Below are 15,870 nucleotides of genomic sequence, written 5' to 3' on the forward strand. Positions count from 1 at the left end.
TAATGTATGTAAAATGAATAATTCCCAACAACATATTTATATACATTCTATTTTAATAATCCAACAAACATATTCATATTATTTATTTTTTTATAATATAAGACCTGTTTATATTTTAACGTATAAACAGGACAGTTAAAACTTATTTAATAAATTGATTCGATACCTTTTGCACTTTTTGCTTTATTTAAAGCGATTCCAAGCGCAATTGTTACGATTAGCAACACTATTGATACAACAGACATCATATCAAAAGCACCTTTATAGAATAATCTATAAATAACTGCACCCATCATACCACCTGTAATAGGCCCTAAAATTGGAACAATTGCATAACCCCAATTTGAGTTACCTTTTCCAGCAATTGGTAAAATGGCATGTGCAATACGTGGACCTAAATCACGAGCAGGATTAATGGCATATCCAGTTGGACCACCTAAACTTAAGCCGATAGCAACGATTAAACTACCAACAATTAGTGGATTTAAACCATCAGCAATTTTATTCATCCCAATGAATAATAAGCCCATTGTTAAAGCAGCAGTACCAATAATTTCACTTAAGAAGTTGGCAAAGTAATTTTTTATTGCTGGTGCTGTAGAAAACACAGCTAATTTTGTATCTTTGTCTTCAGTTGCTTTCCATTGCGCTAAGTACATTAACCAAACTAAAGTACCACCGATGATACCACCAAGTATTTGACAAATGATGTATCCTGGAACCATACCCCAGCTTAATGCACCGTCCATTGCGAACGCTAATGTAACGGCCGGATTTAAATGCGCACCAGATATTTCACCTGTAGCATAAACACCCATGGTTACAGCAAGTCCCCAACCTGTGGCAATTACAATCCAATCAGCACCGTTACCATTGCTTCGTTTTAAATTAACGTTGGCAACAACGCCACCCCCAAATAATACTAATATTGCTGTTCCCAATAATTCAGCAAAATATACACTCATAGAGACTCCTCCTAAAAAAAGACAAAGAGATTCCTACAATTATGTCCAGCGTTAATACACTGGTTTAATGACTGTAGAAATCTCCCATCTCTGTTCTAATTATTAACTTGTGTTTATCTTACACCTCTATTGAAAGCGTTGTCAATCTTTTTTGTAAAAAAATTGCCACAATTTAAAAATCAATAACAGCGCTTTCTTTAATTTCGAATTGCTGAGTATAACAATTTATTTTTGCTGATAAGCCATAAGGCATGCTGTGCTTGGGCTCATTGTGTCCAAATGACAAATTATATAAAATTGGAACGTTTGGATTTTTACTTTTTTTAATAATTTTTAATATTTCATTTTTATACGCTTCATAATATATTTGATTAAATGGTTTACCAAAAACAATGCCTTCAACTTTATCTAACACACCTATTTGTAATAATTGGTTAAACATTTTTGAAAATTCTAAAGGAGATGGTGTATCTTCTGAAGTTTCCAAAAAAAGTATCGCATGATTAAATTGCTCTAATTCCGGAAATATGGAAGTATCTATCAAACTCACAAACGTTTCTAAATTACCTCCGATTAAATGACCACTCACAATATCGGCTCCATTTATAACTTCATAACTTTGGTTATCTCGTTTAGTCCTAGCAATATTTTTATTTTCTACTTTCCATTCTAATCCTGTTGGTCTTGTATAAGGCGTAGGCAATCGTTCGCCAATCGCTGAACTATTGAACCAACATTTTTCAATATCATTAATTGTAAAGCTATCCATTTCTATATTCTCCGCAAAATCTGTTAATAAGGCTTGTCCATAAAAACTAACAATACCCATTTTATAAAACATCATGTGGACAGTCGTTGAATCAGAGTAACCCGAGAAAATTTTTGGGTTATCGTAAATTGCTTGAAAATCTACATAAGGTAATATTCGAATGGCATCTTCACCACCAATACAACTTATAATCGCTTTTACATCACTATCTTGTAATGCTTCATTTAAATCAGAAGCACGCAGTTCAGGGTGTTCACGTACATATTTAATACCTTTGAGTGCATTGGGCATGACTTTCACATGCAAACCAAATACGGTTTCCAGTCGTTCGATTCCTTGTTTAGTTCGCCATAAAATCGAATCTTCTCCGGCTAAACCAGGAGATAAAGATACAATTGCAACAGTGTCGCCTCTTAATAATTTTCTTGGTTTTATCATTAAATCTCCCCCTAGGATTTTAATTTATATAAATTAATACTATTCATTAAAAAATGGTAAAAAAAAAGAATTAGCTATAAGCTTTAGAAATGATTATACATTAATAAAATGATTTAATGCGTTTCTAAAATAGCTAATTCTAGTAAGACAATTACATTATAGTCAATGCCATTCAACCTTTATTCTTTATTAGAACGACTGTTAATTTAACTGCTTTAGTTGTATTACCATAAATCCCTATCGCTTGTAGTGATATATTTCGCACCATTTTCCACCGCAACATCAACTTCCTCAACATCATTAATCAAACCACCAGCAATCACAGACGTATTTGTCTCTTCATTAATGATTTTTATTGCCTTTGTTGCTATACCAGGCAACACTTCAACAAAGTCAGGTTCAACACGTTTTATAAGCTCAATACTTCTAGTTAGTGCATGACTATCTAGAATAAATACACGAAAAACAGTAGTCGTATTCAACGCTTTGGCTTTGTTTATAACTTTCGTTTTTGTTGATACGATGCCTTTGGGATGGTAGTTTTGAATGATAAATTCACAAGCAAATTCATCGTGACTCATACCTCTAATTAAATCGATATGCATATACACTTCTATATTATTCTTCTTCATCAATTCCATAATGCTTTTGATATGACCTATATGCGTATCTAATAACACACATTCTTTATAATCTGTCTGTATCAGTTTTTCTAAATCTTTCATTGAGCGAATAGCCGGTAAAATATATGGCTTCATCCACTAACCTCCTATATAATACGCTTAAATAAGCGTTCTAATTCATAATTTGAAAAATTAATGATTATCGGTCTGCCATGTGGACATGTAAACGGATCTTCTGTTTCTCTCAATTGATTCACTAAATCTGCCATTTCATTATTTTTTAAATAGTGATTTGCTTTAATTGATTTCTTACAACTCATCATAATAGCAGCTTCTTCACGTATTTTTTTAACATTCACTTTTTTATGCTCTAAGACATACTCAATCATATCTTTAATAATTTCTTCCGCTTCAGCAGCAGGAAACCACACTGGATAACTATCAACAATATAATCATTACCACCAAACGGTTCTAAATGCACGCCTACTTTATCTAATTCTTCTACGTGTTGATTGATAATCATCAACTCGTCTTTTGAGAAGTGAAAAGTTAAAGGAATTAATAAATTTTGTATTTCATTAGAGACATCGCCTATTTTTTCTCTAAAATATTCGTATTTAATTCGTTCCTGTGCAGCATGTTGATCAATCATAAACATACCGTTCTCATTTTGCGCAATAATATATGTGCCATGCACTTGACCTACGACTTCCATATAAGGTATACGCTGTGAAGGGTTGCTACTGATACTTCCTTTAATATCTGATGCCTCAGATACATCTTCAGAAGGTGCTAATGTATCAGTAATATCTTGTTCTTCCATATCAGTCAACACATCTCTTTGCGTCTTAGCATAATCATAAGTCGATTCTTTCACTGAATAGGAATCGTTTGAAGTGGTATTCGGATTTGAGAATGTATTATCTAAGGTTTGATTAGATTGATTTGTTTCATTGGGCTGATTATCATCAAGGTCAAAATTCAAATTCGTTGAATGTGTAGCATCTCTTTGCTGTTTGCGTTTCTCAAAATCAATTTTCTGTTGTTCAAATTTATCCAGCACTTTATTTTTCTGCGTCAATTTATTCATATCATTTTGCGGTATTAAAATACGATCTTTAAAAGCTTCTCGTATTTTTTCTACGATCAGTTCAAACAACTGATCTTCTTTAGATAAACGCACCTCTAATTTAGTTGGATGCACATTGACGTCGACCAGTATCGGATCCATTTCAATATTAATATAACAAATTGGAAATCTGCCAATCATTAGCAGTGTATGATAGCCTTCTAAAATTGCTTTGTTTATTAAAAAGTTTTTGATATATCTACCATTAATAAAAATAGATATATAATGTTTATTACTTCGTGAATGTTCTGGTTTAGCAACATAGCCTTCTAAGCGATAGTCGCTTGTTTCACCCGTAATGTGTACTAAATCCTTAGCCACTTTCATCCCATATATTTCTGCCATAACTTCATTTGTACGTCCTGAACCATTTGTTTTTAGAATCGTTCTGCCATCTGAAATAAGTGAAATACGGATATCTGGATGACTCATCGCCATACGATTTACGATATCTGTAATTTTACCTAATTCAGTATATAAACTTTTAATATATTTTAAGCGCGCTGGTGTATTATAAAATAATGATTCAACTAATATATCAGTACCTTGTTTCGCTTTTGCAGGTTTTTGATTAAGAATTTCACCATTTTCCACATAAATCTCTTGGCCTTCTTGATTATCTGTACATGTTTTCAGTGTCACTTTGGAAACAGAAGAGATACTTGCTAATGCTTCTCCACGAAATCCAAGTGTGCGAATATGAAACAAATCATCATCTGCATCTAGTTTACTTGTTGCATGTCGATGAAAGACGAGACCTAAATCTTCTATATGAATACCCGTACCATTGTCAACGACACGAATAGATGCTACGCCAGATTGTTCAACTTCGATATTGATTTCAGTCGCTTGGGCGTCAATGGCATTTTCTAATAACTCTTTGACTACTGAACCTGGACGTTCAACAACTTCTCCAGCAGCAATCTTATTCGCTAATGATGTTTGCAACTCTTTAATCTTACCCATTTGACTTCACCTCTATTTCAATTGTTTTTGTAATTCACTTAATTTAATTAATGCTTCTATCGGTGTCATATTAGATAAATTCAACGTCTTAATTTCATTTTCTATTTCAGATTGCTCGACCGGCGCATCAAATAGTTCAAATGCTGTTTGTTCAAATTGATTTTTTTTATCATCCTGTTTTGCATATTCCGATTGCTCAGGATATGTTGCAACTGGTTCTTCTACATTTGAGTATTGTGCATCTTGAATACTTGAGTCTACTTCAAGTTTGTTAACTACGACTTGGTTTTCTTGTTTGTCAGTCTGTTCAAACGCATCTAATATGACTTGCGCACGTGAAATTACTTCGTCAGGTAGATGTGCTAATTTAGCTACTTGAATACCATAACTATCATCTACTGCGCCATTTTTAACCTTATGCAAGAAGATAAGTTCACCTTTGTATTCGTTTGCTGCTACATGCACATTTTTCAAACAAGATAAAGACTGATCTAAAGTTGTTAACTCATGATAATGCGTAGAAAATAGTGTTTTAGCATGAGACGTATTCGCAACATATTCTATCATTGATTGTGCAAGTGCTAATCCATCGTAGGTCGAAGTACCTCTTCCAATTTCATCAAAAATAATCAAACTATTTTCTGTCGCATGTGCGAGTGCTTTCTGCGCTTCTAACATTTCAACCATAAATGTACTTTTACCTGATACAAGATCATCTGCGGCGCCTATTCTTGTAAATATCTGGTCAAAGACTGGGAGCGTTGCCGATTCACAAGGGACGTATGCTCCCATTTGAGCCATGATACTAATTATGGCTACTTGGCGCATATATGTGGATTTACCAGACATATTAGGCCCAGTTATTAAATAGACAAATGTATCTTGATCTAATTCACAATCATTTGGCACATAATCATTATGGTCCATCACGCGTTCGACAACCGGATGACGCGAATTGGTTAATTGTAGTGTTTTGTCTTCGCTAAAAGTTGGACGTGCATAGTTATATTTTTGTGCAATTTCTGCAAAACTTTGTAAACAATCAAGTTCTGATATAACTTTTGCTTGTTTTTGTAAACGTTCTGTATAGGTTTTAATTTTTTCTCTTAGTTGAACAAACAATTGATATTCTAAGTCGATTGCTTTATCTTCAGCACCAAGAATAATGTCTTCTTTTTCTTTCAATTCATCTGTGATAAAACGTTCTGCATTAGATAATGTTTGCTTACGATGATATCCAAATGCTGTTGGGTCGAAACCTTGTAAGTTCGCTCTAGTAATTTCAATAAAGTAACCAAACACTTTATTAAAACTAATCTTTAACGATTTAATGCCAGTACGTTGGCGTTCTTTTGCCTGTAATTCAGCTAGCCATGACTTTCCATTTTTAGATGCCTCTAAATACTCGTCTAACCCACTATTAAAACCAGTTTTAAAAAGGCCACCTTCTTTTACAGAGATTGGTGGTTCTTCTTTTAAACTTTCTTCTAGTAAGCCAAGTAATTCTTCTAAAGGCTCTAGCGCTTTAAATTGTGCAGTCATCTGTTCATCAAAATCATTAAGTAGATTTTTAATATTTGGGATTTCTGAAATAGAATGTTTCAACTGAATTAAATCACGTGCATTGACGTTACCATAACTTACACGGCCTACTAAGCGTTCAATATCATAAACTTGATTCAAATGATTTCTTAATGTATCTCTTTCGATGAAATGATTAAGAAACTGTTCTACTGTATCTAAACGAGATTCTATATGTGCTTTATGGATAAGTGGTCTATCAATCCACTGTTTTAATCGTCTGGCACCCATTGGCGTCTTAGTCTCATCCATTAACCAGAGCAATGTTCCTTTTTTAGTTTTTAAACGAATACTTTCTGTTAATTCTAAATTTCGTTTAGCGTAAAAATCCATTTTCATAAAGTCTACCGCTTCATATTTAACAACTGCTTCAATATGGGATAAATCTCTTTTCTGTGTGTGATATATATAATCTAACAACAATTGTGTCGCATTAAACAAGTTGTGTTCTTTCATAGTATTTACATTATATTGTGCATCTGAAATTTCCGATAATACCGTTATCGTTTCAGTTGTTAAACTGATTTGTCGTTTTAAATCATCACCAATATTCTCGTTTACGACGATTTCATTAGGATTAATAGTTGTAATTTCATTCATTAGCGTCGCTTCATCTTCGAAATGTGTAACTTTCAACTCTCCAGTTGAAACATCACAATAACTTAATGCATAAGCGGCACTATCTTTCACAAAACTCAATATATAGTTGTTTTGTTTTTCATCAACGCCACCTTTATCCATTACCGTTCCAGGAGTAACAATTCTAACAACTTCACGACGAACCATACCTTTAGTCTGTCTTGGATCTTCCATTTGTTCACATATAGCTACTTTATATCCATTGCTAATCAATGTTTCAATATAGCCATCTGCTGCATGATAAGGTACACCACACATCGGTATTGGGTTCGTTTTTTTGGCATCCCTTTTCGTCAAAGTGATTTCTAATACTCTTGACGCCTCTTTCGCATCATCAAAAAACATTTCATAAAAATCGCCCAATCTAAAAAATAATAGACAATCTTGATATTGTGATTTTATTTTTAAATACTGTTGCATCATAGGAGTTTGGTTAGTCATTTTGATATTTCACAATCCTTCTATTAGTTTCTTACTTTTAAATTATCAATTTGGATTATACTTAATTTTGAATATGTAAGTTGCATTGTATCAATGTTTTTACATTTATCTATTTAGTAAAAATTAGCATTTATGTTATCGCTATCCATTTAATTTTCTTTAACTTAATTAGTTAATTTAACTCTTAAATTTTAACATAACTTTAGATATTACGCCTATTTATTCAATCATAGCGTTAAAGCTTAATTTTTATCAAACGCTTTTATAAGCGTTTTTAGAAAAAACTTAATTTTAAGTATTCAAACTATATTGATGCGTATATGTTATATGTATATTGTCTATGCAAATGTAATGATAAAGCCACACGAACAAAACCCCTCACTACTGGCACAGTGAGGGGTTTTGTATTTATACTACAAATCATAATAATCATATTGTAACATCGTATAGTATAAAAATACTAAATAAATTAAATTGCGCTGCATTTTATAACAATCAATTTACATATAATTATTTATGCTTTAATTCTTCATTTGCGGCATTGATAAAGTCATGTACTGTCGCTATATCCATATCGAGCATTATAAGTGAACGTAATGGTAAATTTTCAAAAAGTGGCGCAAGTTCTGGATCTTCTGTTACCTTACCTATGAGTTCATCTAATTGATATCGTTTCAGTGATTGTTTGATTTCATTTTTTCTTAACACTAATTCATATACATAAGTATCTTCATGAATCCAATACGATTTTGTTTGATTAGTTATATCTAAAGTAATTGATTGCTCTAATCTGATATCTTCAACTGAAGAACCTACATATACTACGTACTCTCCATCATCTATTTGCCACTGTCTTGTATTATTATTAAACCAGCGCAAAGCTTTATAAGGTATATCAAATGTAATTATTTTTGATTCGTTTGCATCTAAAGCAATACGTTCAAAATCTCTAAGTTCTTTGAGTGGCATATCTATATCACTTGCACGATTTCCAATATAAACTTGTATAACTTCTTCCCCAAATATTTTCCCCGTATTTTTGATATCCAGATTAATTTTCAAGCTCTTTTCTTGAGGAGCAATTTTGATATTAGAATACTCAAAGGTTGTATAACTTAAACCATGGCCAAATGGAAATTGCGTTTTGATATGTTTTGTATCGTAATATCTATAACCTACATATATGCCTTCTCTGTAATCTTCTTCTGCTTTACTTTGATTAAATGTTAAATACGAGGGAACGTCTTCAAGTCGTTTTGGAACAGTTTCTGTTAATTTACCTGCTGGATTTTGTTTACCAGTTAAGACATCTTTGATTGCTTCTCCTACTGCTTCACCTGATAAATAGGTTTCAACAATAGATTTCACTTTATGTGCCCAAGGCATAAGTACTGTCCCACCATTTTGTAAAACAACAGTTACATTTTGATTCTCTCTCGTTACTGCATCTAATAATGTTAATTGATTGTCTGGTAATGCTAAAGCATTTTTATCGAATCCTTCAGTTTCATAACTTTCAGGATAGCCTAAAAATAATATTACTTGGTCGTTTTGTTTCGCTACTTTTACTGCTTCTTGTTGAAGCTTTTGATTTACTTCATGATTACTAATGTAATAACCCTGAGCATATTCAACTTGATGTTTATTAAAAGCTTCCAACGGCGTTACAATGTTATATGGATTAACTTTAGAAGAACCGCCACCTTGAATTCTTGGTTTAGCTGCAAGTTCACCAATCAAGCCTAATGATGATGAATTTATTGGTAGGTTATTGTTTTCATTTTTTAATAAAATAATACTTTTACTTGCTAGTACTCTTGAGAAATCATGGTAACTCGCTTTGTCATAAGACTGCGCTTCATCTTTGATTTGATGTTGTTTAATTAACGTTAAAACACGATCCACTGAGGTATCTAGTATATGCTCGTCCAATTCGCCATTTTTTACAGCATTTGTTACTTCAGTCAATGTGCTTTGTCCCTTACCAGGCATTTCTAAATTCAGCCCTGCTTTTAATGAATTGGAACGATGTTTTACCGCCGACCAGTCAGAGACAACGACACCTTGATATCCCCATTCATTTCTCAGCACATCTGTAAGTAGCCATTTATTCTCAGAAACGGGAACATGGTTAATAGCATTATAAGAACTCATAATCGTAGCTGGTTGAGCATATTTTACAACTGTTTCAAATGCACTAAGATAAATTTCTCTCAGTGTTCGTTCATCTATATTAGAAGAATTGGTAAATCGTTGATTCTCTCTATTATTAGCGGCAAAGTGTTTTACACTTGCTCCAATACCCTGAGACTGTAAACCATTAATATAAGCTGTTGCAAGCTTACCAGCTACTAAAGGATCTTCAGACATGTATTCAAAATTCCTACCAGCCAAAGGGTTTCTTTTAATATTTATACCAGGACCTAACAACACATTAACTTTTTCACTTTTTGCGATTTGTCCTAAATATTCACCCTATTGACGTAGCAAATTTTTATCAAATGAACTAGCAATTAGTGCTAAACTTGGAAAACTAATAGTTTTTATGCTTTGATTTAAGCCTAAAGCATCAGCTCCCTCTTCTTGCTTTCTTACCCCAGAAGGACCATCAGTTAGTAGTAATGCATTTAATCCTTTATCTTCTAGGTCATGCGTATACCAAAATGCATGACCAGTTACAATTTTAATTTTTTCTTCTAACGATAAATTTTTAATTATTTCATTGTTTTTCATAAGACATTTCTCCCTTAAAATAAGTATTACGAAATTTGCGTCGCTCCAAATGAATTGTTTACTTGTCAAAATTTTCTTGTTTAGTTTGTCACAAAATGAATTGTTTCTTCAAGTGCATCATCAGCTTCAGGTGAATATCCAAGATTATTTATGAATGCGTGATAAGCATTTTCATATAATAGGCATGATACTTTATGCCCAGATTTTTCTAATAACTCAGCGTATTCTATACCATCACTTTTTAGCCCATCATTTTCAGCTACCATAATTAAAGTATTAGGCATTTCAGTTGGTATATTTGCTCTTAATGGTGATACATAAGGTAAGTGTTTGTCCTTTTTGTTCTTTAAATATAAACGCTGACATACGAAAATTAGTTTTTTCATCCCTTGAAAAGCTGCACCTTGTTGTTTATAGCTGGGTTTGTCTAAAGAAACTAAATCTGTCAAAGGATAATATAAAATTTGGTTTTGGATTTTAATCTGTTCTTTTGCTAATTTTAATATTAATGCCGCTGCTAAATTACCACCTGCACTATCCCCGGCTATGCTAATTTGAGTTGTATCAATATCAAAATCACTCGCGTATTTCAATAAATAGTTTAAGCCCTTATAGCAATCGTTTAACCCTTCTGGATATTTAGCTTCAGGTGATAAGGTATAATCTACACTCGCAATAACGTAACCTGTTCTGTCAGCAAGTGCTCTCATGAAATTATCATTTACATAGGAAGAACCACCAATAAATGCACCACCATGAATAAAATAAAGTAGCGGTTTCTTGCCATCCGCGTTGCTATCACTTCGATATATATTTAATGAAATTAAATTTTTCCAACCGTAAATTTTATACGTTTCTTTATAAATTGGTTGACTGTAATTTAATAGTTTTTGATCTTGATTTTCCATAGCTTTTCTAAAAGTTCTAAGATTGAATCTAATCAAATATTCTAATACAGGGCCAGGAAGTTTAGTTAATAACTTCATACTATTTATAGCATTTTCTTTTTTATCTTCACTTAATTTTTTTCTTACTATATCCACAGTAGCGTCACTCCTTTTATTTACAAACAGCGTAATAAATAAATCTTTTCTTATATCTCTTATTCTATTCTTTTCCCAAAAGATTTAATTGCACTTTTTCCATAAAAATAGTATATTTTCTATCAATAAGGGAGGAAGCTTTATGAAATATGAAAAAAAAGATGAACTTGATTATATTTGTAAAATGCTACAAGAAAATACTGGTATGAATATTTCAATAAGCAAGGCAAATATCACTATTAAAGAATTTAAGTTTGTAAATCGGGAAAACCCTTTTCTTCCCACAGATGGACTTTATCAAGAACTATTTACTGAAAATGAATCTATTTTTGAAATACCCTTCATCAGATCACTTAATAATATAGAATGTTTTTTATGTTTACGAACAACATACTTTGACTTAACTATAGGGCCTTGTGTGTTAGAAGAAGTGACTAACAGTCTTTTTTATGATTATATAAAGCGTTATAAAGTGCCACTTTATTTAAAAAAGAATTTAAGAATTTATTTTAACTCCATCCCTATCTATAAAAAAAATGACCTCATTAATATGGGACAACTGGTTTATTTTCTGTTATTTAACAAACAACTATCTCCATTAGCTATTAAAGAACAATCACTTAATACGTTAATCTTAGAAAATGATATTGATTTCGAGCTTTCAATTAAACGTCTTAATGAACAATTACATCATGATATTTTATTAGAAAATAAATTTAATGAATATATAAAACAAGGAGATATTGATAGTATAAAAAATATTTTTAAAAATACAATTGATTTAGAAAAAGTTGGGGTAGTTATGCCTGATAATCTTACTCGTAATGATAAAAATTTAGCTATTTCTGCAGTAGCCATAGCGAGTAGATCAGCAATCGAAGGTGGATTACACTATGAAGTAGCTTACTCAATGAGTGATATACTCATCCAAAAGATAGAGGTAGAAAAGGAAATTGACTTATTAAAATCAGTAGAATATATATTTATAGAATTTGCTAATCAAGTAAAAAAATTAAACAGTGATAAATATTCACAGCCCATTAATTTAGTGAAACAATATATTTATAACCATTTATATCAACTTTTAACTTTAGATATATTAGCAAAGCATGTAAATTTAAGTTCAAAATATTTATCTCATTTATTCAAGAAAGAAGTTGGTATTACGATAAGTGCCTATATTACAGAGAAAAAACTAGAAGAAGCTAAATTATGGTTGGATAACTCAAGTTTATCCATTTCTGAAATAGCTCATCAGCTCAGCTTTTCAGATCAAAGCTACTTTATTAAAGTTTTCAAACGTTCTATTGGACTAACTCCAAAACAATACCGCTTAAAAAATTATAAAACATAAAATACCTTTAATGTTATCAAGATTGTAAAAGTAAAGTAGTCATAAGTCTTTATTCATAAAAACGAGACCAAGTCTCTATAAGTAATCAAGAATATTAGCATGTCATAACTTGTTTCGTTATCCATCCAAAAACTTCATGATTAATTATTTGAGTCTTAATCTCGTTTCGTAAATCTTATATAGCTTATAAGAAGCGTTTTAATATACCTTTTCTTTTCAATATCATTAATAATATATAACTGATGATAGCACCAATAATGCTTGAAACGATAAATGCTAACATTAACGGTTTAATAGCAAAGTTAGAAAAGCCAAGTATCCAGGCTAATGGAATACAAACTATACTACCAATAATACCTGTCCCTATCACTTCCCCTACCGCAGCCATAAAGATATGCTTACGGTAATGGTAAAAACCACTTGCGAGTAGTACACCTACCATACTTCCAGGAAAGGCGAAGAAGCTACCAGTACCAAAAATCATACGTAATACAGAAGAAATAAATGCTTGAGCTAGTCCAAACCAAGGGCCAACAAACACGGCACATAGTACATTAATTAAATGTTGAATAGGTGCTGCTTTAATCGGGCCTAACGGAATGACAATAATACTACTCAACACTACATTGATAGCGATGAATATTGCGGTTAATGTTAACCTTTTCGTCTTAATTGACTTCATTCGGTTCATTCCTTTCCTGAAAGTACATTACTTGCTAGTCCTCATTTTGCTCATGTTGATTCAAACAATCAGACATTGTACTTATCATCATTTGTAATAAATCGTTGGCTTCAGTTTGCGATTCTCTGAATTCTTCCACTATCGGTAGCACATTAATATCTTGCTCAATACCTTGTATTTTACCTTCAGATTGTTTTAAAGCTTCTGTTTTACCGTAATTTTGTAAATTTACGGATTGCTTTTGTGTTTTTTTTAAATCTTTCATGCGTTGTTCAATATTTTTATTGTAATGAATTTGTTGTTCAACAGTGTGATAATCTTTAACTGTATCCAATGATTTGATTCGTTCACTAATGCGATTTACTTCAGCTAATATGTCATCTTTTTCATACATTATTGAGTCACCACTGCTTTTTCACTCGCACGTAAAAATGTACCGTTTAATGAAAATTGCTTCGCTTCGTCAACTTGTACATCAACAATTCTGCCTATCATTTCTTTAGGCGCTTTGAAGTTAACAAGTTTATTTTTAGAAGTATAACCCGCTAACACATCATTATCCTTCTTACTGGAACCTTCACACAATACTTGGATTACTTTGCCTTCATATTGCTTCATAGCTTGTTCTGAATAATAAGCCACTTTTTTATTTAATTGTTGTAATCTATCTTTCTTCACTTCTAAAGGCACATTATCTTTCATCTTCGCTGCTGGTGTACCATCTCTTTGTGAATAAATATAAGTATATGCATGTTCAAATTCAACTTCGTCATACAATGTTAAAGTTTCTTCAAATTGTGCTTCAGTTTCATTTGGATAACCTACGATAATATCTGTAGTCAATGCCACGTTAGGTATCTTCGTTTTAATTCTATTTACTAAATCTAAATAGCTTTCACGTGTATATTTACGTCCCATAATTTTTAATACTGCGTTGTTACCTGATTGAACTGGTAAATGTACGTGAGGTACAATATTGCCCCCGTTTGCAATAACTTCAATCATACGATCCGTAAAGTCCCAAGGATGACTTGTAGTAAATCTCACTCTTGGTATATCAATTTGTGTAATATCTTCTAATAAATCACCCAAACCATATTCTAAGCCCTCTATATCTTTACCATAAGCATTAACGTTTTGACCCAGCAACGTAATTTCTTGATAACCTTGGCGTGCTAAATCTCTCACTTCAGCAATGATATCTTCTGGACGTCTACTACGCTCTTTACCTCTTGTAAAAGGCACAATACAATATGTACAGAATTTATCACAGCCATACATAATATTTACCCAAGCTTTAATATTACCTTTTCTTACTTTAGGAAGGTTTTCAATAACGTCTCCTTCTTTTGACCATACTTCTATTACCATCGCTTTTGATAAATAAGCTTCTTCTAAAATTTCTGGTAAACGATGAATATTATGTGTTCCGAAAATAATATCAACGTTCTGGTATGATTTAAGAATTTTGTTAACAACTGATTCTTCTTGTGACATACAACCACATACACCGATAACTGTTTCTGGCTTTTCTCGTTTTAAGTGTTTTAAATTACCAATTTCACTAAACACTTTACTCTCTGCATTTTCACGTATTGCACATGTGTTAATTAAAATCACATCAGCATGATTAATATCTTCTGTAGCAGTATAACCTAAAGCGCCTAAAATACCAGCCATGACTTCTGTATCATGCGCGTTCATTTGACAACCATATGTTTTAATTAAGAAGGTCTTCCCTTGACCCATATTGCGAAATTTTTCATCTATGTGGAAATCACGGTTATAGTTCACTTCTTCTTTACCACGTTTACGTGCTTCCTTTAAACTTGGTGGTTGATAGACATGCTCAAAATACTTGCTATAATCTTTAGTCTTCTTATCTCGTTCGGCTAAAATATCTATAGAAGTACTTTTTCTTTGCTCTTCATTCACTCTACAAAATCCTTTCTATATCATATAAACTATGAACACATGTTTTAAAATATGTTTTATTTTTTGGTATTTCAACCTAGTCGTTCAAAGTTCTATAACTTTATCCATAATCATTACTTCATTATATTAAATTTAGCCCCAAAGTGCAAAAGTCTTTCCCAATAAGCAAAAACGATTCAACATCTTGATATGTTGAATCGCTTTTCTTTATTATATATTTTTTTAAATTTCGTCATATTTTCCAGTAAGTATCTCGATTGTAATACCTTCAGGAACATGATAAAACTTAACCTGACTAATCGTACTCGGTATCTCCAATTCGACCATACGCTCATTTAACTTTTGAATCAAGATCAAACATTCATTCATCTCACCTTGTACTGTCGTTTCTAGTGGTCCAACTCTATAAGCCAAACCAGAATCATCAATTATTTTTATCGCTTCATCAACATAAGGTATAACATCTTCACCATTAGCAGTTTTCGGAATAATTTGGACACTCATTAACGTATCATGCATATCACTTCAGCCCCTTATCTGTTTTATTTATCTTTTAGTCTATCAAATAAGA

General features: G+C 32.1%; 13 protein-coding genes. 1 reads left to right on the forward strand and 12 read right to left on the reverse strand.

The features are described from left to right. Positions 1–146: 146 nt before the first annotated feature. From NSR03_RS06045 to NSR03_RS06080, 8 genes are all read right to left on the reverse strand, one after another. On the reverse strand, positions 147–965 hold the full coding sequence (locus tag NSR03_RS06045) for an MIP/aquaporin family protein (RefSeq protein WP_021338769.1): 819 nt from the start codon (positions 963–965) through the stop codon (positions 147–149). 172 nt (positions 966–1,137) lie between these two features. Then, complete coding sequence (locus NSR03_RS06050; protein WP_069820810.1) at positions 1,138–2,172, reverse strand: S66 family peptidase; 1,035 nt, start codon at positions 2,170–2,172, stop codon at positions 1,138–1,140. Between the two features lie 224 nt (positions 2,173–2,396). After that, positions 2,397–2,930, reverse strand: coding sequence for a glycerol-3-phosphate responsive antiterminator (locus NSR03_RS06055; RefSeq protein WP_002507808.1), 534 nt, complete (start codon positions 2,928–2,930; stop codon positions 2,397–2,399). An 11-nt stretch (positions 2,931–2,941) separates the two neighbouring features. Next, positions 2,942–4,891 (reverse strand): DNA mismatch repair endonuclease MutL, encoded by a 1,950-nt coding sequence (gene mutL, locus NSR03_RS06060; RefSeq protein ID WP_021338767.1) that lies wholly within the window; start codon positions 4,889–4,891, stop codon positions 2,942–2,944. 12 nt (positions 4,892–4,903) lie between these two features. After that, positions 4,904–7,552 carry a DNA mismatch repair protein MutS gene (mutS, locus tag NSR03_RS06065; RefSeq protein WP_069820809.1) on the reverse strand — a complete coding sequence of 883 codons (2,649 nt, stop codon included), beginning with the start codon at positions 7,550–7,552 and terminating at the stop codon, positions 4,904–4,906. A 510-nt stretch (positions 7,553–8,062) separates the two neighbouring features. Beyond that, positions 8,063–9,985 (reverse strand): beta-glucosidase, encoded by a 1,923-nt coding sequence (locus NSR03_RS06070; protein WP_256092610.1) that lies wholly within the window; start codon positions 9,983–9,985, stop codon positions 8,063–8,065. A 42-nt stretch (positions 9,986–10,027) separates the two neighbouring features. After that, the gene (locus NSR03_RS06075; protein WP_256092609.1) at positions 10,028–10,285 is read right to left on the reverse strand and encodes a hypothetical protein; all 258 of its coding nucleotides are present in this window, start codon (positions 10,283–10,285) and stop codon (positions 10,028–10,030) included. 80 nt (positions 10,286–10,365) lie between these two features. After that, entirely contained in the window at positions 10,366–11,328 is a 963-nt protein-coding gene (locus NSR03_RS06080; protein ID WP_069820808.1) for an alpha/beta hydrolase, read from the reverse strand. 142 nt (positions 11,329–11,470) lie between these two features. On the opposite strand from NSR03_RS06080, the gene NSR03_RS06085 reads away from it, so the two are divergent. Next, positions 11,471–12,682, forward strand: a complete 1,212-nt coding sequence (locus tag NSR03_RS06085; protein WP_069820807.1) for a helix-turn-helix domain-containing protein — start codon at positions 11,471–11,473, stop codon at positions 12,680–12,682. Positions 12,683–12,866: 184 nt separating this feature from the next. Here the strand turns inward: NSR03_RS06085 and thiW are convergent, their stop codons facing one another. The 4 genes from thiW to NSR03_RS06105 all read right to left on the reverse strand — a co-directional run bounded on the left by thiW (position 12,867) and on the right by NSR03_RS06105 (position 15,818). After that, entirely contained in the window at positions 12,867–13,364 is a 498-nt protein-coding gene (thiW, locus tag NSR03_RS06090) for an energy coupling factor transporter S component ThiW (RefSeq protein ID WP_002507815.1), read from the reverse strand. Positions 13,365–13,398: 34 nt separating this feature from the next. Beyond that, positions 13,399–13,758, reverse strand: coding sequence for a RicAFT regulatory complex protein RicA family protein (locus tag NSR03_RS06095; protein WP_069820806.1), 360 nt, complete (start codon positions 13,756–13,758; stop codon positions 13,399–13,401). Continuing rightward, positions 13,758–15,299 (reverse strand): tRNA (N6-isopentenyl adenosine(37)-C2)-methylthiotransferase MiaB, encoded by a 1,542-nt coding sequence (gene miaB / locus NSR03_RS06100; RefSeq protein ID WP_069820805.1) that lies wholly within the window; start codon positions 15,297–15,299, stop codon positions 13,758–13,760. The genes NSR03_RS06095 and miaB overlap by 1 nt, the downstream gene beginning before the upstream one ends. A 222-nt stretch (positions 15,300–15,521) precedes the next feature. Beyond that, positions 15,522–15,818: a thiamine-binding protein gene (locus tag NSR03_RS06105; protein ID WP_340719183.1), complete on the reverse strand. Its 297-nt coding sequence runs from the start codon at positions 15,816–15,818 to the stop codon at positions 15,522–15,524. Positions 15,819–15,870 lie beyond the last annotated feature (52 nt).

The sequence above is a fragment of the Staphylococcus sp. FSL W8-1207 genome, assembly GCF_038003745.1.
Lineage (GTDB): Bacteria > Bacillota > Bacilli > Staphylococcales > Staphylococcaceae > Staphylococcus > Staphylococcus equorum.

What these genes read in the sequence shown, in the direction of transcription:
- mutL (WP_021338767.1), bottom strand. Translation starts at nt 4,891, where the DNA reads ATGGGTAAGATTAAAGAGTTGCAAACATCATTAGCGAATAAGATTGCT.
- NSR03_RS06105 (WP_340719183.1), bottom strand. Translation starts at nt 15,818, where the DNA reads ATGCATGATACGTTAATGAGTGTCCAAATTATTCCGAAAACTGCTAAT.
- NSR03_RS06085 (WP_069820807.1), top strand. Translation starts at nt 11,471, where the DNA reads ATGAAATATGAAAAAAAAGATGAACTTGATTATATTTGTAAAATGCTA.
- NSR03_RS06055 (WP_002507808.1), bottom strand. Translation starts at nt 2,930, where the DNA reads ATGAAGCCATATATTTTACCGGCTATTCGCTCAATGAAAGATTTAGAA.
- NSR03_RS06095 (WP_069820806.1), bottom strand. Translation starts at nt 13,758, where the DNA reads ATGTATGAAAAAGATGACATATTAGCTGAAGTAAATCGCATTAGTGAA.
- NSR03_RS06045 (WP_021338769.1), bottom strand. Translation starts at nt 965, where the DNA reads ATGAGTGTATATTTTGCTGAATTATTGGGAACAGCAATATTAGTATTA.
- NSR03_RS06075 (WP_256092609.1), bottom strand. Translation starts at nt 10,285, where the DNA reads ATGAAAAACAATGAAATAATTAAAAATTTATCGTTAGAAGAAAAAATT.
- thiW (WP_002507815.1), bottom strand. Translation starts at nt 13,364, where the DNA reads ATGAAGTCAATTAAGACGAAAAGGTTAACATTAACCGCAATATTCATC.
- mutS (WP_069820809.1), bottom strand. Translation starts at nt 7,552, where the DNA reads ATGACTAACCAAACTCCTATGATGCAACAGTATTTAAAAATAAAATCA.
- NSR03_RS06050 (WP_069820810.1), bottom strand. Translation starts at nt 2,172, where the DNA reads ATGATAAAACCAAGAAAATTATTAAGAGGCGACACTGTTGCAATTGTA.